Origin of the sequence: Streptomyces sp. NPDC056503, assembly GCF_042794995.1 — a bacterium.
Taxonomy (GTDB): domain Bacteria; phylum Actinomycetota; class Actinomycetes; order Streptomycetales; family Streptomycetaceae; genus Streptomyces.
Genome location: NZ_JBHTST010000007.1, coordinates 1 through 21,383 on the forward strand (window position 1 = coordinate 1; position 21,383 = coordinate 21,383).

Below are 21,383 nucleotides of genomic sequence, written 5' to 3' on the forward strand. Positions count from 1 at the left end.
CCTCCGGCCTGCTTTTCCGCAGGCCGGAGGGGCTTTTTCTTTCCGGTGGAGCCTAGGGGAGTCGAACCCCTGACATCTGCCATGCAAAGACAGCGCTCTACCAACTGAGCTAAGGCCCCGGAACGAGGACAGCGTACCGGTTCTCCCCCTGTGCCGGGCAAAAGGTGGGGACTCCCGATGAACGACCACGCTCCGTAAGATGCTGACCGGGGTTCGCAGTGGCGAACCACAGGGATGGGGAGAAGTGATGGACGCAGCGCAGCAGGAAGCCACGGCAAGAGCCAGAGAGCTTCAGCGCAGTTGGTACGGAGAGCCGCTGGGGGCGCTCTTCCGTCGGCTGATCGACGATCTCGGGCTCAACCAGGCCAGGCTGGCCGCCGTGCTCGGACTCTCCGCGCCCATGCTCTCCCAGCTCATGAGCGGCCAGCGCGCCAAGATCGGTAACCCTGCCGTGGTCCAGCGCGTCCAGGCCCTCCAGGAGCTCGCCGTGCAGGTCGCCGACGGCAGCGTCAGCGCCGCCGAGGCCACCGACCGCATGGACGAGATCAAGAAGTCCCAGGGCGGCTCCGTGCTGACCGGCACCAGCGGCCAGACCACCAGCGGATCCGGCGCCCCCACCGTGCGCCGCGTGGTCCGCGAGATCCAGTCCCTGCTGCGTTCCGTGGCCGCGGCCGGGGACATCATCGACGCCGCCGACTCCCTCGCCCCGGCCCACCCGGAGCTGGCAGAGTTCCTCCGGGTGTACGGAGCCGGGCGCACCGCGGACGCGGTCGCCCACTACGAGTCGCACCAGAACTGACACGGCACACGCACGACTGACGACGGACGACGGACGGGGAGCGGGCGCAGCGCGATGGGTGAGGTCTTCGCCGGCAGGTACGAGCTGATCGACCCGATCGGACGGGGCGGGGCCGGGGCGGTCTGGCGCGCCTGGGACCACCGCCGCCGCCGCTATGTGGCGGCCAAGGTGCTCCAGCAGAGCGACGCGCACACGCTGCTCCGCTTCGTCCGCGAGCAGGCGCTGCGGATCGACCATCCGCACGTCCTCGCACCGGCCAGCTGGGCCGCCGACGACGACAAGGTCCTCTTCACGATGGACCTGATCGCCGGCGGTTCGCTCGCCCACGTCATCGGCGACTACGGCCCGCTGCCGCCCCGCTATGTCTGCGGCCTCCTCGACCAGTTGCTCTCGGGCCTGGCGACGGTGCACGCGGAGGGCGTCGTCCACCGGGACATCAAGCCGGCCAACATCCTGATGGAGGCGACCGGTACGGGCCGTCCGCACCTGCGCCTGTCGGACTTCGGCATCTCGATGCGCAAGGGCGAACCCCGGCTCACCGAGACCAACTACGTGGTGGGCACGCCCGGTTACTTCGCGCCCGAGCAGCTCCTCGGCGCCGAGCCGGACTTCACGGCGGACCTGTACGCGGTCGGGCTCGTCGCGCTCTATCTGCTGCACGGCACCCGCCCGGACTCCCAGGCCCTGGTGGAGCACTTCCTCGCCCACGGCACCCCGCCCGCGCCCGCGAGCGTCCCGGAGCCGCTGTGGCAGGTCCTGGCCGGGCTGCTCCAGCCCGATCCGCAGGCCCGCTTCCGGACGGCCACGGGCGCGCGGAAGGCGCTGAGCGCCGCCGTGGAGATGCTGCCCGAGCCGGCGGCCGACGAGGACCCGGTGGAGATCCTCGACCAGCTCGGCCCGCTGCCGGCCGGCTTCGGCCCCGAGGGCCCGGTCGCCCGCCCGGTCCAGGACGCCCCGCCGCCCCAGCGGGACGCCCCGCAGGCCCCGCCGGTCCCGGCCGCGGCGCCCGCTCCGCAGGCGTTCCAGGAGCCGTACCAGGGGCCCGGGCAGAACCCGTACCAGCAGCAGTACCAGCCGGTGGCCGGCCCTTCCGAGACGGGCAGCTTCCATCTGCCCCCGCCGGTCGCCCATCCCGTACCCCCCTTCGATCCCTCGGCGCCGCAGACGCGTCCGCAGACGCATCCGCACACGCCCGCGTCCACGCATCCCTACGCCCCTACGAATCCATACACCGCTCGGCCCGACCGGGTTCCCGCCCCGGCCCCTGAGCCGACCCCGAGGACGGCCCCCGAACGACGTCCGGGACCGCCCCCGAAGGTGGCGGTCCCGGTGCTGCTGCTCGCGCTGGTGTCGCTGGCGGTCGGTTTCTGGGCGCTGACCCAGGTCTGAGTCGGCGGTCGGCGGTCGGCGGTCAGCGGGCCGCCCTGCGGGCCAGCAGCGTCCAGACCCCGAGGCCGACGAGCAGCACGGTGCCGAGGCCGAGGCCGCCCGCCGCGACGGCGACCATCGTCGGGTCGGTGGCGGTCTCCGCCCCCGTCGCGCCGCTCGCCGCGGCCTTCCGGTCGTCGGCGGTCACCTGGAAGACGCCCGCGTCCCCGGCGTAGCCCGGGCCCGGCTTCTTCTCTCCGGTCACGTCGACCCTCAGGATCAGCGGCAGGGCCTGGTCCCCGTACTCCTCGGCGATCTCCGGGCTGAGCGTGGCGGTGAGGTAGTACCAGCCGGCGAACCGCATGCCGTTCGTGCCGTTGTCGTACGCGGACCGGTTCTTGTGGTCGACCGGCCGCTGCGGGTCGAGGGCGGCCGTGGCGGGCTTGCCGGTGTAGCTGACCGTCTGGAGGTCGACGAAGCCGCGCGCCGGGTTGTCGAGTCCGAGCGCGAGCGCGTCGCCGACCAGCTCGTCTCCCGCGGCGCTGCTGCCCAGCTCGGCGGTGGCGAACAACTGCTGCCCCCAGTCCACCGGCACCCGCCAGAAGAGCGTCTGGCCGGGCCGGATGTCCGCCCTCCACTCCCCCTTGTCCAGCGAGACGGCGTCGTGGAAGCCGTTCCCGCCCTGCCGCTTCCTCGACTCGACGGCGAGCGGCGCGGGCGTCCCCGAGGGCCAGGAGTCGGGCAGCTTGTCCGGCCCGTTCTGCTTCAGCAGCGGCTCGGTGACGTGCTGGAGTTCCAGCTCCCAGTCGTCCGGGGTGGAGGTGGCGTCCGACTCGCGCTCGACGATCACGTAGTACGTGCCGGCCTCCTGGCAGCCGGAGACGTCCGGGTGGACGATCCGGCGCGCGTAGCCGGTCAGCGGCCGGACGTACTCGCCGGACCCGAAGTTGACCTCCTGGTAGCCGCACTCGACGCCGGAGCCGTCCTGGATCGCGATCCGGATGCCGTCGCCGTACGCGGCCTTCCCGCCCGGCTTCGGGACGGCGACCGCCGAGACGTACGTGTTCCTCGCGGTGTCCAGGTTGAGCCGGTAGTAGACCTTGCCGCCCTTCTTCAGGGTGTCCCGGTAGGTCCGGCCGGGCTCCAGCGGCTTGGCGTCGGCGCTGGAGGCCGCGCCGGCGATCCGCTGCGCCGAGGGGTCGAAGGCGTACGCGGGCAGGGGAGCCCCCTCGGCCGCCCACGCGGGCAGTGCGGTGAGCGTGCCCATCGCGGCGGCCGCCGTCAGGAGCGCCGCGACCTTCCGCGTCCGGGCCGTGGTCCTCCCCCGACGCCCGGTCCCTCGCCCGGTCGTGGCCCCCGCCTGCGTGCTCACGCGCTTCTCCTCGTCGTGTCCGTCACCGCGCCCCGGCCCGTGTCCGCCGGACGGCGAGGACGACCCCCGCGAGCAGGAGGGGTGCCCCGCCACCGACCGCCATGGCCGTCGTGCCGGACCATCCTGCCCCGCTGGTGGCTCCGGTGTCCGCACCGGGGGCGGATTCACCCGGGTTCACCGCGTCCTCGGGGCCGCCACGCGCGCGCGTGGCGCTCGGGTGCCGAAGACGCCCCCGGTCGCCGCCCCGCTGCCGGGCCGGGCACACTACTTTGCCCGAGCAATTCATCGATTTGCTTCGGCGAACTCATGGCCGCGCGTCCCGGTCCGGAACGGCGTGCGGAGCGCCGGGGGCTATGACGCGAAAATCCCGGCCGCGCGATGCGCGGCCGGGATCTCGACTTCAGTTGGGTGGGTCTCAGACACCGGAACCGGACGGCACGGAGTCGGTCGCCTCCGTCCACAGGTCCTGCTCGGCGCGATCCGCCTGGATCTGGCGGTACACGAGGAGCCCGCCGATGGCGGCCAGTGCGACCAGGAGCAGCTTCTTCACCGCGCGACCTCGTCTTTCGTTGACGTAGGAGACTTCTGACGCCCACTCTACACATCGACCGATACCGATCGGTGACCTGTGCGAGCGCCAAACATCACGCAACGAGATCGACCCGGACGGAGCAACCGTCCGGGGCGGCGGGGCCACACGCCTCCCCCTGGCGGCTGCGGTCGCGGTGCGGAGGGTTCGCGGTGATCCTGTCAGAAGGGCGCGGCCTGCGTCGCACAGGCTTTGTGCGTCGGTGACCTCGCCGTACAGGAAGGTGGCGGCCATGGCAGCGATGCCGAACGAGACACCGCGAGGGCACAGGGGGCCGGACAGCGGACAGGAGCTCAGCGGCCCGAGCGTCTTCGCCGGGTGCGTGATGATGCTCAGTGGCCCCCTGAGCATCCTCATGGGCGCGTCCGCCATCGCGAGGGACAACCTGTTCGCCGCGTCCCGGTACGTCTATCGGTTCGACCTGACCGCCTGGGGCTGGATCCACATCGTGGTCGGACTGGGACTCGTCGTCGCCGGCCTGGGAGTCGTGAGCAACAAGAGCTGGGGGCGCGGGGCGGGCGTGGCGGCGGCGGGGATCAGCCTGATCACCCAGTTCATGTTCATTCCGTACTACCCGGTGTGGGCCATCCCCGTGATGGCACTCGACCTCGCGATCATCTTCGCGCTGGCGAGGTTCCACGTCGGAACCGACTGACCGGCCGGGATCGGCCACGGACACCGGAAACGCCGAAGACGCCGAAGACGCCGAAGATGCCGAATATGTCGCAGACACCGCGGACGACGAAGACGCCATGAACGCGAAAGACCCCCGACCACGATCGGTCGGGGGTCTTTCGCACTGTGGGGCTAACAGGATTTGAACCTGTGGCCTCATCCTTATCAGGGATGCGCTCTAACCAACTGAGCTATAGCCCCGCCGCGCTTTGCGGTGTGTGTCCCGCGCGCTGACTCCTGAAGATTAGCGCACGTGGGGGCCAGTCCCAAAATCGGTACCTCGGCACCGGCCCCACACCCGACCGCACGTCCTACTCGTCCTCGGCCAGCGTCAGCTCGACACCGCCGACGAAGCCCGCCGACAGGTTGTAGATGAACGCGCCGAGGGTCGCCAGGGCCGTCATCAGGACCACGTCGATCACCGCGATCACCGAGGTGAACATCAGGACCCGCGGCAGCGACAGGAAGGACTGCAGGTCGAAGCCGTTGGACTCGTTCGAGCCCGTCGCCTCGCTGATCGTCCCGCCGACCGTCGAGAAGACGCCCATGGCGTCCATGACCATCCACAGCACCGCCGCCGCGACGACCGTGCAGATGCCCAGTGCGATGGAGAGCAGGAAGCTCACCTTCATCACCGACCACGGGTCGGCCTTCGCCACCCGCAGCCGCGCCTTGCGGGTCCGCGGCGTGGTGCGCGCACCGGTCCGCGGCCGGCGCACCGCACCGGCGTTGTCACCCCGCGCCTGGCCGCCCTGCGTCGCGGCGCCGTAGGCCTGCGGCGGGTGGTACGGGCCCTGCTGCTGCCCGCCCTGACGCTCGCCGGGCAGAGGCCCGCTGTAGCTGTCGTAGGAGGGCTGCTGCCCCCGCGTGTCCGTCACCGCACCCCCCTGGGAGTCCGTGGCCGAGCCACGGGCGCCGTACGCTCCAGCACCTGCAGAAGCTCCGGCGGCCGCCGATCCGGCGCCCGTGGCTCCACTCACGCTCTACTCCTCGTGATCCCCGGTCGCAGGCTCCGTGCCCTCGACCGATGCCTCGGCCTCGGCTGCCTCAAGGGCACCCTCGGCGTCGACGACGTCCTCGCCGTCCTCGTCATCGCTGCCGGCCTCGGCGTTCCGTGCGATGCCGACGACGGCATCGCGCTTGCCCAGGTTGATCAGCTGGACGCCCATGGTGTCACGGCCGGTCTCCCTGACTTCGTTGACTCGCGTACGAATCACACCGCCGGAGAGCGTGATGGCGAGGATCTCGTCGGTCTCCTCGACCACCAGCGCACCCACGAGCGAACCACGGTCCTCCACGATCTTGGCGGCCTTGATACCGAGGCCGCCACGACCCTGGACGCGGTACTCGTCGACGGGGGTGCGCTTGGCGTACCCGCCGTCCGTCGCGGTGAAGACGAACGTACCGGGCCGGACGACATTCATCGAGAGCAGTTCGTCGTCCTCGCGGAAACTCATGCCCTTGACACCGGAAGTGGCGCGTCCCATCGGGCGCAGCGCCTCGTCCGTGGCGGTGAAGCGGATCGACTGCGCCTTCTTGGAGATCAGCAGCAGGTCGTCCTCGGCGGAGGCCAGCTCGGCGCCGATCAGCTCGTCGGCGACGCCTTCGGCGCCGTTGTCGCGCTCGCGCAGGTTGATCGCGATGACGCCGCCGGAGCGCGGCGAGTCGTAGTCCTTCAGCGCGGTCTTCTTCACCAGGCCGGAGCGGGTGGCGAGGACCAGGTACGGCGCGGCCTCGTAGTCGCGGATCGCCAGGATCTGGGCGATCTGCTCGTCCGGCTGGAAGGCCAGCAGGTTGGCCACGTGCTGGCCGCGCGCGTCCCGGCCGGCGTCCGGCAGCTCGTACGCCTTGGCCCGGTAGACCCGGCCCTTGTTGGTGAAGAAGAGCAGCCAGTGGTGGGTGGTGGAGACGAAGAAGTGGTCGACGATGTCGTCCTGCTTCAGCTTCGTCCCGCGCACGCCCTTGCCGCCGCGCTTCTGCGAGCGGTAGTCCTCGGTCTTCGTCCGCTTCACGTAGCCGCCACGCGAGATGGTGACGACGATGTCCTCTTCGGCGATGAGGTCCTCGATGGACATGTCACCGTCGAAGGGCACCAGCTTGGAGCGGCGGTCGTCGCCGAACTTCTCGACGATCGCGGTCAGTTCCTCGCTGACGATGGCCCGCTGCTTCTCGGGCGAGGCGAGGATCGCGTTGTACTCGTTGATCTTCGCCTGGAGCTCGTCGTGCTCGGCGATGATCTTCTGGCGCTCCAGGGCGGCGAGCCGGCGGAGCTGCATCTCCAGGATCGCGTTGGCCTGGATCTCGTCGATCGTCAGCAGGTCCATCAGGCCCGCGCGGGCGACGTCGACGGTGTCGCTGCGCCGGATGAGGGCGATGACCTCGTCGATGGCGTCGAGCGCCTTGAGGAGGCCGCGCAGGATGTGGGCGCGCTCCTCGGCCTTGCGCAGCCGGAACTTCGTCCGGCGGACGATGACCTCGATCTGGTGCGTCACCCAGTGGCGGATGAACGCGTCGAGCGAGAGGGTGCGCGGCACGCCGTCGACGAGCGCCAGCATGTTGGCGCCGAAGTTCGTCTGGAGGTCGGTGTGCTTGTACAGGTTGTTGAGGACGACCTTGGCGACGGCGTCGCGCTTGAGCACGATGACCAGGCGCTGGCCGGTCCGGGACGAGGTCTCGTCGCGGACGTCGGCGATGCCGCCGATCTTGCCGTCCTTCACCAGGTCGGCGATCTTCTGCGCGAGGTTGTCCGGGTTGGTCTGGTACGGGAGTTCCGTGACCACCAGACACTGGCGGTTCTGGATCTCCTCGACCTCGACGACCGCGCGCATCGTGATGGAGCCGCGACCGGTGCGGTACGCCTCCTCGATGCCCTTGCGGCCGACGACGAGCGCGCCGGTGGGGAAGTCGGGGCCCTTGATCCGCTCGATGAGCGCGTCGAGGAGCTCCTCGTGGCCGGCCTCGGGGTGGGCCAGGTACCACAGGGCGCCCTCGGCGACCTCGCGGAGGTTGTGCGGCGGGATGTTGGTCGCCATGCCGACCGCGATGCCGGCGGAGCCGTTGACCAGCAGGTTCGGGAAGCGCGCCGGGAGGACCGTCGGCTCCTGGTTGCGGCCGTCGTAGTTGTCCGTGAAGTCGACGGTCTCCTCGTCGATGTCCCGGACCATCTCCATCGACAGCGGCGCCATCTTGCACTCGGTGTAGCGCATGGCGGCGGCCGGGTCGTTGCCCGGGGAGCCGAAGTTGCCGTTGGAGTCGACGAGCGGCATCCGCATCGACCACGGCTGCGCCAGGCGGACGAGCGCGTCGTAGATGGAGGAGTCACCGTGCGGGTGGTACGTACCCATGACGTCACCGACGACGCGGGCGCACTTGTAGAAGCCCTTCTCGGGCCGGTAGCCGCCGTCGTACATCGCGTACAGCACGCGGCGGTGGACGGGCTTGAGGCCGTCCCGTACGTCGGGCAGCGCGCGGGACACGATGACGGACATCGCGTAGTCGAGGTACGAGCGCTGCATCTCGGTCTCGAGCCCGACGGGCTCGATGCGCAGCACCGGCTCTTCTTCTTCGGTGGTCACGGGGGGGTTCTCGTCGGCCATTGCTGGCGTCAGTCCTTTCGTACGGTCAGCTGAGACCGACTCAGATGTCGAGGAAGCGAACGTCCTTGGCGTTGCGCTGGATGAAGGAGCGCCGTGCCTCGACGTCCTCGCCCATCAGCACCGAGAACAGGTCGTCGGCCTGGGCGGCGTCGTCCAGGGTGACCTGGCCGAGCACGCGGTGCTCGACGTCCATGGTGGTGACGCGCAGCTCCTCGGCGTTCATCTCGCCGAGACCCTTGAAGCGCTGGATCGAGTCCTCCCGGATCCGCTTGCCGTTCTGCTTGCCCAGCTCGACCAGGGCGTCGCGCTCGCGGTCCGAGTAGGCGTACTCGAAGTCCTCCCGGCCCCACTTGATCTTGTAGAGCGGCGGGCGGGAGAGGTACACGTGCCCGTGCTCGATCAGCGGCCGCATGAAGCGGAAGAGGAAGGTGAGCAGCAGGGTGTTGATGTGCTGGCCGTCGACGTCGGCGTCCGCCATCAGGATGATCTTGTGATAGCGGAGCTTCTCGATGTCGAAGTCCTCGTGGACCCCGGTGCCGAAGGCCGAGATCAGCGCCTGGACCTCGGTGTTCTGGAGGATCTTGTCGACGCGGGCCTTCTCGACGTTCAGGATCTTGCCTCGGATCGGCAGGATGGCCTGGTACATCGGGTTCCGGCCGGACTTGGCGGAGCCGCCGGCGGAGTCACCCTCGACGATGAAGATCTCGCACTTGGTGGGGTCGTTCGACTGGCAGTCGGAGAGCTTGCCCGGGAGGGAGGCCGACTCCAGGAGCCCCTTGCGGCGGGTGAGGTCGCGGGCCTTGCGGGCGGCCACGCGCGCGGTGGCGGCGGTGATGCCCTTGCGGACGATGTCCGCGGCCTCGTTCGGGTTCCGGTCGAACCAGTCCGTCAGGTGCTCGTGGACGACCTTCTGGACGAAGGTCTTCGCCTCGGTGTTGCCGAGCTTGGTCTTGGTCTGGCCCTCGAACTGCGGCTCGCCGATCTTGATCGAGATGATCGCCGTCAGACCCTCGCGGATGTCGTCACCCGTGAGGTTGTCGTCCTTCTCGCGAAGCAGCTTCTTCTCGCGCGCGTACTTGTTGACGAGCGTCGTCAGCGCGGCGCGGAAGCCCTCCTCGTGGGTACCGCCCTCGTGGGTGTGGATCGTGTTGGCGAAGGAGTACACGCCCTCGCTGTACGACGAGTTCCACTGCATCGCGATCTCGGCGGAGAGCAGGCGCTCCTTGTCCTCGGCCTCGATGTCGATCACGGTCGGGTTGATCAGCTCGCCCTTGCGCGAGTTGAGGTACTTCACGAAGTCGACGATGCCGCCCTCGTAGTGGTACGTCACCGTGCGGGCGGCCGGCTCGGCGGCGGCCTCGGCGTCCGGGTCGTCGGCGCCGACCGTGGCCTTGGCGGACTCGCGCTCGTCGGTGAGCGTGATCGTCAGGCCCTTGTTGAGGAAGGCCATCTCCTGGAAGCGGCGCGAGAGCGTCTCGAAGGAGTACTCGACCGTCTCGAAGATGTCCGGGTCGGACCAGAACGTGACCGAGGTGCCGGTCTCGGAGGTCTCCTCGTGCTGGACGAGGGGCGCGGTGGGGGCGCCCATCTTGTACTCCTGCGTCCAGCGGTGACCGTCGGTCTTGATCTCCACCGAGACCTTGGTGGAGAGGGCGTTGACGACGGAGACGCCGACGCCGTGCAGACCGCCGGAGACGGCGTAGCCGCCGCCGCCGAACTTTCCGCCCGCGTGGAGGACCGTCAGCACGACCTCGACGGCCGGCTTGCCCTCGGACTCGACGATGCCGACGGGGATGCCGCGGCCGTTGTCGACGACGCGCACGCCACCGTCGGGCAGGATCGTCACGTCGATGGTGTCCGCGTGACCGGCCAGGGCTTCGTCGACCGAGTTGTCGACGACCTCCTGCACCATGTGGTGCAGGCCGCGCTCTCCGGTCGAGCCGATGTACATGCCGGGGCGCTTGCGCACCGCATCCAGGCCCTCGAGGACCTGGATGTTGCTGGCGGTGTACTGGTTGTTCTCGTTGGGGTTGCCGGAATCGGCCACGAAGCGCCCTTTCTGGCACAGCACAGGCCGTGCTCCGGGCATAGGGGAGCCGGCTGCGTCGTTCGACAGTTCCGCAGTGTGGCGGGATTGTCTTCCAGTCTACCGGTACCGCCGACACTCATGGGGGTTTGCCGGTACCTGAATGCGCATGTGCCGCCCTCGGCGGCCCCGAGACGACTCCCCATATCCGGACAGGGGCTTCAGGGGCCCCTGACGGCCACCTAGCGCTTCGAGTCGTAGCTCGGCGTGGGCAGGTGTTCCGCACCGGGTCGCGGGCAGGCGTCCCGCCGGGACCGGAGGTCTCCCGGACGGCCTCCGGGGGAGGGCGGACACCTCACCGCGCGCACGGCGCCCGACCGCCCGGACCCGTGCCCCGAGACCCCGCCCCGGCCGCCTCAGCCGTACGTGTCCCCGGGTCCGACGGACCCCGGCGCCCGCAGCGGCCCGTACCGCCGCGCGCCCGCCCCGGGCCCCAGGACCTTGATCAGCCGCACCGTCCCGTGCCCCAGGTCCTCGTTCAGCCGCGCGACCAGCGTCGGCGCCAGCAACCGCAGCTGCGTGGCCCACGCGGTCGAGTCGCACTGCACGGTCAGCACGCGCGCGTCCGGCTCCTCCTCGTACTTGACCGGTACGCAGTGCTTGGCGAGGTCCTCCCCGACGATCTGCGGCCACCGCCCCATCACCCCGCCGACGGCCGCCGGCGTCTCCCAGCCGCGCTCGGCGAGCAGCCGGTTGATCGCCGGGCCGAGCGCCATCGGGTCGCGCCCGTCGGCGCCCGCGCCCGAGCGCAGTCCGCCCCCGCGCCTGGCCTGCTTCCTCTGCTGCGCGGCCGCTCCACGCGCGCGTGCCTGCTCCTTGGCGGCCCGCAGCGCGACCCTGGCCAGGTCCACGCCCGAGGGTTCGGGAGTCGCGGGCTTGTCCACAGGCTGTGGGGAAGTTTCGTCGGCGCCGCTCATACGCGTTCCACCGTCCCTCCGGCCACCGCGTACCGGGTGCCGGCCAGGACACCCGGCACGTCGTCGTCGACCGCGGCCGTCACCAGCACCTGCTCGCCGTCGGCCACCAGCTCCGCGAGCCGCTCGCGCCGGCGCGCGTCCAGCTCGGCGAAGACGTCGTCGAGTACCAGGACCGGCTCGTTGCCCTCGGCACGCAGCAGGTCGTACGAGGCGAGGCGGAGCGCCAGCGCGTACGACCAGGACTCGCCGTGGCTCGCGTACCCCTTGGCGGGCAGGTCGCCGAGGCGCAGCAGCAGCTCGTCGCGGTGCGGACCGATCAGGGTGACCCCGCGCTCGATCTCCTGCTTACGGGCCTCCGCGAGGGCGGCGATCAGCTGCTCGTACAGCTCCTCGCGGTTCTGCCCGGTGCCGGGCGCGGAAGGGCGGTACTCCAGCAGAATCGGTCCGCCGCCGGGCGCGAGCTGTTCGTACGCCTTGTCCGCGAGCGGCTGGAGGGTGTGGACGAGATCCAGCCGCTGGGCGAGCAGCTCGGCTCCGGCCCGGGCCAGGTGCTGGTCCCAGACGTCGAGCGTGGACAGGTCCATGCCGCGGCCGCCGTGCCGGCGGGCCATGGCGGCGGACTTCAGCAGGGTGTTCCGCTGCTTCAGCACGCGCTCGTAGTCCGAGCGCACGCCCGCCATGCGCGGCGCGCGTGCCGTGATCAGCTCGTCGAGGAAGCGCCGGCGCTCCCCGGGATCGCCCTTGACCAGCGACAGGTCCTCCGGGGCGAAGAGCACGGTCCGTACGATGCCGAGCACGTCACGGGGTCTGACCTGCGAGGACCTGTTGATGCGGGCGCGGTTGGCGCGGCCCGGGTTGAGCTCCAGCTCGACCAGCTGGGAGCGCTCGCCCTGGGTGACGGCCGCCCGGATGACGGCCCGCTCCGCGCCCATCCGCACCAGCGGGGCGTCGGACGCGACGCGGTGGCTGCCGAGGGTGGCGAGATAGCCGACGGCCTCGACGAGGTTGGTCTTGCCCTGGCCGTTCGCCCCCACGAACGCGGTGACGCCCGGGTCGAGGGATACCTCGGCCCGGGCGTACGAGCGGAAGTCGGCCAGCGAGAGATGCGTGACGTGCATGGTGGGCGCCGGCCTTCCCCCGGTCGCTGTGCACCGGACGGTGCACAGCCTGTGGATTGCTACTTCTTCTCGACCGCGTGGCCGCCGAACTGGTTGCGCAGCGCGGCGATCATCTTCATCTGCGGCGAGTCGTCCTGGCGGGACGCGAACCGCGCGAAGAGCGACGCGGTGATCGCCGGCAGCGGTACGGCGTTGTCGATCGCGGCCTCGACGGTCCACCGGCCCTCGCCGGAGTCCGACGCGTAGCCGCGCAGCTGGTCCAGGTGCTCGTCCTCGTCGAGGGCGTTGACCGCGAGGTCGAGCAGCCAGGAACGGATGACCGTGCCCTCCTGCCAGGAGCGGAAGATCTCGCGGACGTTCTCCACGGAGTCGACCTTCTCCAGCAGCTCCCAGCCCTCGGCGTAGGCCTGCATCATCGCGTACTCGATGCCGTTGTGGACCATCTTCGCGAAGTGGCCCGCGCCGACCTTGCCGGCGTGGACGGCGCCGTACGGGCCCTCGGGCTTGAGCGCGTCGAAGATCGGCTGGACCTTCGCCACGTTCTCGGCGGAGCCGCCGTACATCAGGGCGTAGCCGTTCTCCAGGCCCCAGACGCCGCCGGAGACACCGCAGTCGACGAAGCCGATGCCCTTGGCGGCGAGCTCCTCGGCGTGCTTCTCGTCGTCGGTCCAGCGGGAGTTCCCGCCGTCCACCACGACGTCGCCGGGGGAGAGCAGCTCCGCCAGCTCGTCGACGGTGGACTGGGTCGCCGCACCGGCGGGGACCATGACCCACACGACCCGCGGACCCTTGAGCTTGCCCACAAGCTCTTCGAGGCTGTGGACGTCGGCGAGGTCCGGGTTGCGGTCGTATCCGATGACGGTGTGGCCTGCGCGGCGGATGCGCTCGCGCATGTTGCCGCCCATCTTGCCGAGACCGACGAGACCGAGCTCCATCAGAGTGTTCCTTAAGCGTCGTGTGCGGTTCCTACCCGGGTCCGAGCCTACGCCCGGACCCGGCCGCACACCTGTGGGGTCAGCCGCTCAGTCGAACCCCTCGGAGCCCAGGTCAGCCGCTCAGCCGCACCGGCATGATCAGGTACTTGTAGGCCTCGTCCGCTTCCGCGTCCACGGCCGGGCGGCCGCTCAGCAGCGCCGGCTTGGTGGAGGTCGTGAAGGAGAGCTGGGCGACGGGGGAGTCGATCGCGCTCAGGCCGTCCAGGAGGAAGGTCGGGTTGAAGGCGATCGAGATGTCGTCGCCGTCCAGCTGGGCGTCGACCCTCTCCACAGCCTGTGCGTCGTCGCTGGAACCGGCCTCCAGGATGAGCACGCCCTGCTCGAAGCTGAGGCGGACCGGGGTGTTGCGCTCGGCGACCAGGGCCACACGCTTGACGGCCTCCACGAAGGGGGCGGTCTCGATCACCGCGACCGAGTTGAACTCGGTGGGGAAGAGCGTGCGGTACTTCGGGAGGTCGCCCTCCAGGAGGCGGGTGGTGGTGCGTCGGCCCGCGCCCTCGAAGCCGATCAGGCCCTCGCCCTTGCCGGAGCCGGAGAGCGCCAGGGTGACGGTGTCGCCGCTGGTGAGCGCCTTGGCGGTGTCCAGGAGGGTCTTCGCGGGCACCAGGGCGACGGCGGAGGCGTCCGGGGACTCCGGCTTCCACAGGAACTCGCGGACCGCGAAGCGGTAGCGGTCGGTGGAGGCCAGGGTGACCGTGTCGCCCTCGATCTCGATGCGCACACCGGTGAGGACGGGCAGCGTGTCGTCACGGCCGGCGGCGATGGCCACCTGCGCGGCGGCGGCGGCGAAGACCTCGCCGGGGACGGTGCCGGTCGCGGTGGGCATCTCCGGCAGCGCCGGGTACTCCTCCACAGGAAGGGTGTGGAGGGTGAAGCGGGAGGAGCCGCAGACCACGGTCGCCCGTACACCGTCTGTGGAGATCTCCACCGGACGGTTGGGGAGGGCGCGGCAGATGTCGGCGAGGAGGCGGCCGGAGACGAGGACGGTGCCGTCCTCCTCGACCTCGGCCTCGACGGAGACGCGGGCGGAGACCTCGTAGTCGAAGCTCGAGAAGCTCAGCGCGCCGTCCTCCGCCTTCAGGAGAAGGCCCGCGAGCACGGGCGCCGGCGGACGGGCCGGAAGGCTGCGGGCCACCCACGCCACCGCCTCCGCGAGTACATCGCGCTCCACCCGGATCTTCACCGGAACCGCCTCCTGCTTGTTGCTGGCTCTTCGTCGACTGCGGGATCCAGTCTGACGTACGCCGCCGACACTCGGTGCGGGTCGGGGTCAAGTCGTGACGAGAGCGCCTCGGGGCTCCGGCGCCGAGTTGTGCACAGGCCCCGCTTCAAAGCGATTCCCGGGCTAACTATGAGTGGCAGTAGTAGTAGGGCCTGTGGAAACGGTGGATAACGTCGTCCACGCAGGTCAGAGCCGGTTTTTTGTCCACTGCCCCTGTGGGTGGAACCAGTGGAAAACCACGGTTCTCTGTGGACGCCGGAAAGTTCTGCACACCCGATACACAGGCAAGGGGTAGTTCTCCCCAGCACTGTCCCCAGCTTTCCCCAGGTTCCCCACAGCCCAAACGTCTCCCTTGGTGTGACGCCTTTCACTCCAGAAGGTGAGAAGGGGTGTTGCGTTGCCGAACAGTGGACAGCGGTGTGGAGAAGCTGTGGGCAACCGGCCCGCCCCTGTGGGCAGCCAGTGGACAACTCTCGGGACCCCCTGTGGACGAAGGATTCATCCACAGGCTGTGGAGAACAGTTGCCAACAAATCCACACCCCCCTGAACTGGAGTGATGGACTGTCATCCGCCGGGCCTGTGGACACAATCCGGATAACTCGACAGTCCCCACCCTGTGGACGGGAGATCATCCCCCAATCTGTGGAGAACCCGCCAGCGGAGCGGAGTAATCGAACAGGGCCGTCCGTGTCAGGGCGCCGCGGTGGCGTCCGTCCGCCACCGGGAGACCCCTTCGACAACGCCGAAGGGCGCCCCGGGAGGTGTCCCGGAGCGCCCTTCGAAGCCCGTGCGGAGTCCATGGGAGCCCGTGCGGCGGTGTGTCAGCCGTTCTTGATGCGGTTGGTCAGCTCGGTGACCTGGTTGTAGATGGAGCGCCGCTCCGCCATCAGGGCACGGATCTTCCGGTCCGCGTGCATGACGGTCGTGTGGTCGCGTCCGCCGAACTGCGCGCCGATCTTCGGCAGCGACAGGTCGGTGAGCTCCCGGCAGAGGTACATGGCGATCTGTCGGGCGGTCACCAGGACCCGGCTGCGCGAGGAACCGCAGAGGTCCTCCACCGTCAGCCCGAAGTAGTCGGCCGTGGCCGCCATGATGGCCGGCGCCGTGATCTCCGGGGAGGAGTCCTCGCCGCCCGGGATCAGGTCCTTGAGGACGATCTCGGTCAGCCCCAGGTCCACCGGCTGCCGGTTCAGGCTCGCGAAGGCCGTCACCCGGATCAGCGCGCCCTCCAGCTCGCGGATGTTCCGCGAGATCCGGGAGGCGATGAACTCCAGCACCTCCGGCGGGGCGTTCAGCTGCTCCTGCACCGCCTTCTTGCGGAGGATCGCGATGCGCGTCTCCAGCTCCGGCGGCTGCACGTCGGTGGTGAGTCCCCACTCGAAGCGGTTGCGCAGCCGGTCCTCCAGGGTCACCAGCTGCTTGGGCGGCCGGTCGGAGGAGAGCACGATCTGCTTGTTCGCGTTGTGGAGGGTGTTGAAGGTGTGGAAGAACTCCTCCTGCGTCGACTCCTTGCTCGCGAGGAACTGGATGTCGTCGACCAGCAGGATGTCCACGTCGCGGTAGCGCTTGCGGAAGGCGTCGCCCTTGCCGTCGCGGATCGAGTTGATGAACTCGTTGGTGAACTCCTCGGAGCTCACGTACCGCACGCGCGTGCCGGGGTAGAGGCTCCGCGCGTAGTGCCCGATCGCGTGCAGCAGGTGCGTCTTGCCGAGCCCCGACTCGCCGTAGATGAAGAGGGGGTTGTACGCCTTCGCCGGCGCCTCGGCCACCGCGACCGCGGCCGCGTGCGCGAAGCGGTTCGAGGAACCGATGACGAAGGTGTCGAAGAGGTATTTGGGGTTCAGACGCGCGTGCGGCTCGCCGGGCCCGCCCGCGCCGGAACCCGCACCGGTGCCGCCGAGCGCTCCCTGGCCGATGCCGGGTCCCATGCCCTGGCCGCCGGGACCCGGGCCGGGGCGCGGTCCCGCGCCCGGGGGCTCGGGGACGGAGCGCTCGGGCCGCTGCGGCTGCTCGTAGCCGCGGGACGGCTCGTCGTAGCGCGGCCGCCCGGACTGCTCGGGGGTGGCGGGGCCGGTGTACGGGGCGCGCTCCGGGAAACCGCCGAGGCGCGGCTGCTGCCAGGAGAGGTCCTCCTGGGAGCGCGGCCAGGCGCCCGGCTCGGGGCGCGGCGGCTGCTGGTAGTCCGGGTAGGCCGGGCGCGCGGCGGGCAGCCCGTCGTCGGGGTGCGCGCGGTGACCGCCGTAGCCGTCGTACTTCTCGTACGGCTCCGGCTGCGGACGCTCGCCGTAGTGCGACTGCTGCGGGGCGTGGCCCGGGGAGGGCGCCGGGGGCTGCTCGCCGACGGAGTCGTCGACGGTGATCGCGATCCGGATCGGGCGGCCGCACTCGCGGCTGAGGGTGTCGCTGATCAGGGGGGCCAGCCGGCCTTCCAGGACGCGCTTGCCCCATTCGTTGGGGACGGCGAGCAGGGCCGTGTCCGCGACCAGGGCGAGCGGCTGGCAGCGCTCGATCCACTGTTTGTCCTTGGACTCGATGCCCTGCTGCCCTTCCCCGAGCAGCTGGTCGAGCACGCGTGGCCACACTGCGGCAAGATCGGCAGGTACGTCAGCCACGGGGCACGCTTTCTCGCAGGTCCCACGAATGTGTGGTTCTCGGGACGATAAGAACAGAACGGAAGAGATAGTCGAGTCCAGCCAAGGTAGTCGTGGCGGCTGACGTCGTTCAAGTTGTTGTCCACAGCCTGTGCACAAGCGGCCCTGTCGACGGGTCGGTTTGACCGGATGGCGTAACCGCGCGTACCGTAACCAGGTCGAGTTGTCGATGGCTGCTGCCGCCTGCCTCCGATGGGCAAAGATCACCTCGTGTGATCGCGTAGCGGTGCACTCGAGCGTATGCGAGCTACTCGTGGGCGCACGGTGACAGCCAGGCGATGTCCCGCCACCACCCGAATCATTTCTGGAGCCCCCGAGTGAGCAAGCGCACCTTCCAGCCGAACAACCGTCGTCGCGCGAAGACCCACGGCTTCCGCCTGCGCATGCGTACCCGTGCCGGCCGCGCCATCCTGGCGAACCGCCGTGCCAAGGGTCGCGCGAGCCTGTCCGCCTGATCCACCTAAACAGGTCATGACGTGCTGCCTACCGAGAATCGGCTGAGGCGGCGCGAGGACTTCGCAACCGCGGTACGTCGAGGACGCCGGGCCGGTCGCCCACTCCTCGTCGTCCACCTACGAAGCGGTGCAACGGACCCGCACGCGCCTGGGGAGAGCGCTCCCCCGACGCGTGCGGGTTTCGTCGTGAGCAAAGCCGTGGGCGGTGCGGTCGTCCGCAACCAGGTGAAGCGACGTCTGCGCCATCTCGTCCGCGACCGGCTCTCCGCGCTGCCCCCCGGTAGCCTGGTGGTCGTACGGGCGTTGCCCGGAGCCGGTGACGCCGACCACGCCCACCTGGCCCGAGACCTGGACGCCGCTCTTCAGCGGCTGCTGGGAGGGGGCACGCGATGAAGTACCCGCTCCTCGCCCTCATCAAGCTGTACCAGTGGACGATCAGCCCGCTTCTGGGCGACGTCTGCCGGTACTACCCGTCGTGTTCCCACTACGGATTCACGGCCATAGACCGGCATGGCGCGATCAAGGGCACCGCCCTGACCGCCTGGCGCATCCTGCGGTGCAACCCGTGGTCGCCCGGCGGTGTGGACCATGTCCCCCCGCGGAAGCGTCCGCGCTGGCACGAGATGCTCAGGCACGCGCTGCGCGGCGACAAGGGCGGGATCTCCGCCGAGACGAGCCCGGCCGCAGAGACCTCGCCCAATGCTCAAGGAGCCTGATTAGTGGACACGATTGCCAGTCTGTTCAGCTTCATCACCTGGCCCGTTTCCTGGGTCATCGTCCAGTTCCACAAGCTGTACGGGGCCATCTTCGGCCCTGACACGGGCTGGGCCTGGGGTCTGTCGATCGTGTCCCTCGTGGTGCTGATCCGGATCTGCCTGATCCCGCTCTTCGTGAAGCAGATCAAGGCGACGCGGAACATGCAGGCGCTCCAGCCGAAGATGAAGGCGATCCAGGAGCGCTACAAGAGCGACAAGCAGCGTCAGTCCGAAGAGATGATGAAGCTGTACAAGGAGACGGGTACCAACCCGCTCTCCTCGTGCCTTCCCATCCTCGCCCAGTCGCCGTTCTTCTTCGCCCTGTACCACGTGCTGTCCAACATCGCGTCGGGCAAGGAGATCGGTGTCCTCAACCAGCAGCTGGTCGACAGCGCCCGTCAGGCGCACATCTTCGGTGCCCCGATCGCGTCGAAGTTCATGGACTCCCCCGAGGCCGTCGCGGCCCTCGGCGCCTCGCTGACCGATGTCCGCATCGTCACCGCGATCATGATCGTCATGATGTCGGCCTCGCAGTTCTTCACCCAGCGCCAGCTGATGATGAAGAACGTCGACCTCTCGGTGAAGACCCCGTACATGCAGCAGCAGAAGATGCTCATGTACATCTTCCCGCTGATCTTCGCGGTCATGGGCATCAACTTCCCCGTCGGCGTCCTCGTCTACTGGCTGACCACCAACGTGTGGACCATGGGCCAGCAGATGTACGTGATCAACCAGAACCCGACCCCGGGCAGCAAGGCGCAGGACTCCTACCTCCAGCGCCTCCTGAAGAGCGTCACGAACCACGGTGAGATCCGCAGCCGCCGCCACAAGGCCGTCGTCAAGGCGATCGTCGCCAAGGGCTCCGACCGCAACGAGAACGAGCGCCGCTTCATCGGCGGTCTCGCCAAGGCCGGCTTCGCCGCCCAGGCCGACGGCACCGTGGTGAAGAGCGACGCGGCCGTCGCCGAGGCCGAGGGCACCGCCGCCCCCAAGCGGCAGCAGCCCAAGCGCCAGACCAAGGCCCAGCGCCAGTCCGGCGGCCAGCAGGCCAAGGGCGACGAGACCGCCGACGAGACCGTCGAGGAGACGGCCGAGGAGTCCGCGGGCGAAGCCGCCCAGGACACCGAGCCGAAGACCTCGCTGGAGAAGAAGCCCGAGACGCCCGCCAAGGGCGGCACGCAGGGGGGCGGCCGCAGCCGCGCCAACTCCGGCGGCTCCCGTCAGCGCAAGGGCCAGCAGCGGCCCAAGCACCCGTCCTCCAAGAAGTAGAAGCGTCCACGTAGCTAGAAGGAGTCCATCCGTGACGGAAGGCACCACCTCCGCCGCCGCCGAGGGTGGCGACACCCTGACCCGCCTGGAGCAGGAGGGTGAGATCGCGGCCGACTACCTTGAGGGCCTGCTCGACATCGCCGACCTCGACGGCGACATCGACATGGACGTCGAGGCGGACCGGGCCGCGGTCTCGATCATCAGCGACTCCAGCAGCCGCGACCTGCAGAAGCTCGTGGGCCGCGACGGCGAGGTGCTGGAGGCGCTCCAGGAGCTGACCCGCCTGGCCGTGCACCGGGAGACCGGTGACCGCAGCCGCCTGATGCTCGACATCGCCGGCTTCCGCGCGCAGAAGCGCACGGAGCTGGCCCAGATCGGCGCCAAGGCGGCGGACGAGGTGAAGGCCTCCGGCGAGCCGGTCAAGCTGGACCCGATGACCCCGTTCGAGCGCAAGGTCGTGCACGACGCGGTCGCCGCCGCCGGTCTGCGCAGCGAGTCCGAGGGCGAGGAGCCCCAGCGCTTCGTCGTCGTCCTCCCTGCCTGACCCCACTCATCGCGTCGGCCCCGTCTGTTCGACAGACGGGGCCGATCTTTGTCAGCCTGATACTTCAGCCACCACAGTGCGCTCGCACGGTACGCGTGCGGTACGGAAGGACGGTCCCCGTGACGGAGGCAGCGGAGCTCCCCGAAGCGCCGGAACAGGCGCGGAAAGTCTTCGGCGAGTACTTCCCCGAGGCCGTGCGGTACGCGGAGCTGCTCGCGGACGCCGGTGTGAAGCGTGGGCTCATCGGCCCCCGCGAGGTCCCGCGACTGTGGGAGCGGCACCTGCTGAACTGCGCCGTCCTCTCCGAGGTCGTCCCCGAGGGCGTCACGGTCTGCGACGTCGGCTCCGGAGCCGGCCTGCCCGGCATCCCGCTGGCCCTGGTCCGGCCCGATCTGAAGATCACGCTCCTGGAGCCGCTCCTGCGCCGGACCAACTTCCTCCTGGAGGTCGTGGAGCTGCTCGGTCTCGACCACGTGACCGTCGTCCGGGGCCGCGCCGAGGAGATGCTCGGCAAGGTCCCGCCGGTCCATGTCGTGACCGCCCGCGCCGTGGCACCCCTCGACCGGCTGGCCGGCTGGGGAGTGCCTCTGCTCCGTCCCTACGGCGAGATGCTGCTGCTGAAGGGCGACACCGCGCAGGAGGAGCTCGACGGGGCGCGTGCCGCGCTCGCCAAGCTGGGTGTGGTGGAGACCTCGGTCCTCCAGGTCGGTGAGGGAATCGTCGATCCGATGTCCACGGTGGTCCGGGTCGAGGTCGGCGAGAGCCCCGGCGGCGTGCGCTTCGCGGCCAAGCGGGCCAAGGCGGCGCGGACGAGCAAGACCCGCCGGCGCCGCTGAGCGCCGGTTTCGTCCGCTTTCACGGAGTGTCGACCGGTCCCGGAAGGGACGCAGGGGCATCGTGTTTCACGTGAAACATCGCTCACTGCTCCAGGGGATCATCAGTCGCGGGCGCGCCGCTGCCACCCCCCGGGA

At 69.9% G+C, this 21,383-nt stretch carries 19 protein-coding genes and 2 tRNA genes; 9 read left to right on the forward strand and 12 right to left on the reverse strand.

Annotated features, from left to right (window positions below; genetic code table 11):
- Positions 1-46 precede the first annotated feature (46 nt).
- A tRNA-Ala gene (locus tag ACFQ8C_RS03425) sits at positions 47-119 on the reverse strand.
- Positions 120-247: 128 nt separating this feature from the next.
- Between ACFQ8C_RS03425 and ACFQ8C_RS03430 the strand changes: the two genes are divergently transcribed.
- The gene (locus ACFQ8C_RS03430; protein WP_383451829.1) at positions 248-799 is read left to right on the forward strand and encodes a helix-turn-helix domain-containing protein; all 552 of its coding nucleotides are present in this window, start codon (positions 248-250) and stop codon (positions 797-799) included.
- A gap of 54 nt (positions 800-853) precedes the next feature.
- Positions 854-2,188, forward strand: coding sequence for a protein kinase (locus ACFQ8C_RS03435; RefSeq protein ID WP_383451831.1), 1,335 nt, complete (start codon positions 854-856; stop codon positions 2,186-2,188).
- A gap of 22 nt (positions 2,189-2,210) precedes the next feature.
- On the opposite strand, the gene ACFQ8C_RS03440 is transcribed toward ACFQ8C_RS03435, so the two are convergent.
- A complete protein-coding gene (locus ACFQ8C_RS03440; protein ID WP_383451833.1) occupies positions 2,211-3,539 on the reverse strand; it encodes a hypothetical protein in 1,329 nt (442 codons plus the stop codon).
- A gap of 415 nt (positions 3,540-3,954) precedes the next feature.
- Positions 3,955-4,089, reverse strand: a complete 135-nt coding sequence (locus ACFQ8C_RS03445) for a DLW-39 family protein (RefSeq protein ID WP_208809277.1) — start codon at positions 4,087-4,089, stop codon at positions 3,955-3,957.
- Positions 4,090-4,360: 271 nt separating this feature from the next.
- On the opposite strand from ACFQ8C_RS03445, the gene ACFQ8C_RS03450 reads away from it, so the two are divergent.
- Positions 4,361-4,783, forward strand: a complete 423-nt coding sequence (locus ACFQ8C_RS03450) for a hypothetical protein (RefSeq protein ID WP_383451835.1) — start codon at positions 4,361-4,363, stop codon at positions 4,781-4,783.
- A 147-nt stretch (positions 4,784-4,930) separates the two neighbouring features.
- On the opposite strand, the gene ACFQ8C_RS03455 is transcribed toward ACFQ8C_RS03450, so the two are convergent.
- The 9 genes from ACFQ8C_RS03455 to dnaA all read right to left on the reverse strand — a co-directional run bounded on the left by ACFQ8C_RS03455 (position 4,931) and on the right by dnaA (position 17,350).
- Positions 4,931-5,004: transfer RNA gene (locus ACFQ8C_RS03455), tRNA-Ile, on the reverse strand.
- 110 nt (positions 5,005-5,114) lie between these two features.
- Positions 5,115-5,783: a DUF3566 domain-containing protein gene (locus tag ACFQ8C_RS03460; protein WP_383451837.1), complete on the reverse strand. Its 669-nt coding sequence runs from the start codon at positions 5,781-5,783 to the stop codon at positions 5,115-5,117.
- A 3-nt stretch (positions 5,784-5,786) separates the two neighbouring features.
- Positions 5,787-8,399 (reverse strand): DNA gyrase subunit A, encoded by a 2,613-nt coding sequence (gene gyrA / locus ACFQ8C_RS03465; RefSeq protein ID WP_383451839.1) that lies wholly within the window; start codon positions 8,397-8,399, stop codon positions 5,787-5,789.
- A gap of 40 nt (positions 8,400-8,439) precedes the next feature.
- Positions 8,440-10,470 (reverse strand): DNA topoisomerase (ATP-hydrolyzing) subunit B, encoded by a 2,031-nt coding sequence (gyrB, locus tag ACFQ8C_RS03470; RefSeq protein ID WP_383451841.1) that lies wholly within the window; start codon positions 10,468-10,470, stop codon positions 8,440-8,442.
- A gap of 371 nt (positions 10,471-10,841) precedes the next feature.
- Complete coding sequence (locus ACFQ8C_RS03475) at positions 10,842-11,402, reverse strand: DUF721 domain-containing protein (protein ID WP_383451843.1); 561 nt, start codon at positions 11,400-11,402, stop codon at positions 10,842-10,844.
- Positions 11,399-12,520: a DNA replication/repair protein RecF gene (gene recF, locus ACFQ8C_RS03480; RefSeq protein WP_383451845.1), complete on the reverse strand. Its 1,122-nt coding sequence runs from the start codon at positions 12,518-12,520 to the stop codon at positions 11,399-11,401. Before recF ends, ACFQ8C_RS03475 begins: the two co-directional genes overlap by 4 nt.
- Before the next feature lie 59 nt (positions 12,521-12,579).
- Entirely contained in the window at positions 12,580-13,455 is an 876-nt protein-coding gene (gnd, locus tag ACFQ8C_RS03485; RefSeq protein WP_383451847.1) for a phosphogluconate dehydrogenase (NAD(+)-dependent, decarboxylating), read from the reverse strand.
- A gap of 112 nt (positions 13,456-13,567) precedes the next feature.
- Entirely contained in the window at positions 13,568-14,698 is a 1,131-nt protein-coding gene (dnaN, locus tag ACFQ8C_RS03490; protein WP_189953483.1) for a DNA polymerase III subunit beta, read from the reverse strand.
- Positions 14,699-15,559: 861 nt separating this feature from the next.
- Positions 15,560-17,350 (reverse strand): chromosomal replication initiator protein DnaA, encoded by a 1,791-nt coding sequence (dnaA, locus tag ACFQ8C_RS03495; RefSeq protein WP_383451849.1) that lies wholly within the window; start codon positions 17,348-17,350, stop codon positions 15,560-15,562.
- A 356-nt stretch (positions 17,351-17,706) separates the two neighbouring features.
- Here dnaA and rpmH point away from each other — a divergent pair, with 356 nt between their 5' ends.
- The 6 genes from rpmH (at position 17,707) to rsmG (ending at position 21,248) form a co-directional block, all read left to right on the forward strand.
- Complete coding sequence (gene rpmH, locus ACFQ8C_RS03500; protein WP_015659252.1) at positions 17,707-17,844, forward strand: 50S ribosomal protein L34; 138 nt, start codon at positions 17,707-17,709, stop codon at positions 17,842-17,844.
- 21 nt (positions 17,845-17,865) lie between these two features.
- Positions 17,866-18,237, forward strand: coding sequence for a ribonuclease P protein component (gene rnpA / locus ACFQ8C_RS03505; RefSeq protein WP_043222725.1), 372 nt, complete (start codon positions 17,866-17,868; stop codon positions 18,235-18,237).
- Positions 18,234-18,560, forward strand: coding sequence for a membrane protein insertion efficiency factor YidD (gene yidD, locus ACFQ8C_RS03510; RefSeq protein WP_383451852.1), 327 nt, complete (start codon positions 18,234-18,236; stop codon positions 18,558-18,560). The genes rnpA and yidD overlap by 4 nt, the downstream gene beginning before the upstream one ends.
- A gap of 3 nt (positions 18,561-18,563) precedes the next feature.
- Entirely contained in the window at positions 18,564-19,868 is a 1,305-nt protein-coding gene (gene yidC / locus ACFQ8C_RS03515) for a membrane protein insertase YidC (RefSeq protein ID WP_383451854.1), read from the forward strand.
- 31 nt (positions 19,869-19,899) lie between these two features.
- On the forward strand, positions 19,900-20,412 hold the full coding sequence (locus ACFQ8C_RS03520) for a protein jag (protein ID WP_383451857.1): 513 nt from the start codon (positions 19,900-19,902) through the stop codon (positions 20,410-20,412).
- 119 nt (positions 20,413-20,531) lie between these two features.
- Positions 20,532-21,248 (forward strand): 16S rRNA (guanine(527)-N(7))-methyltransferase RsmG, encoded by a 717-nt coding sequence (rsmG, locus tag ACFQ8C_RS03525; RefSeq protein WP_360604212.1) that lies wholly within the window; start codon positions 20,532-20,534, stop codon positions 21,246-21,248.
- The last annotated feature ends 135 nt before the right edge of the window (positions 21,249-21,383 follow it).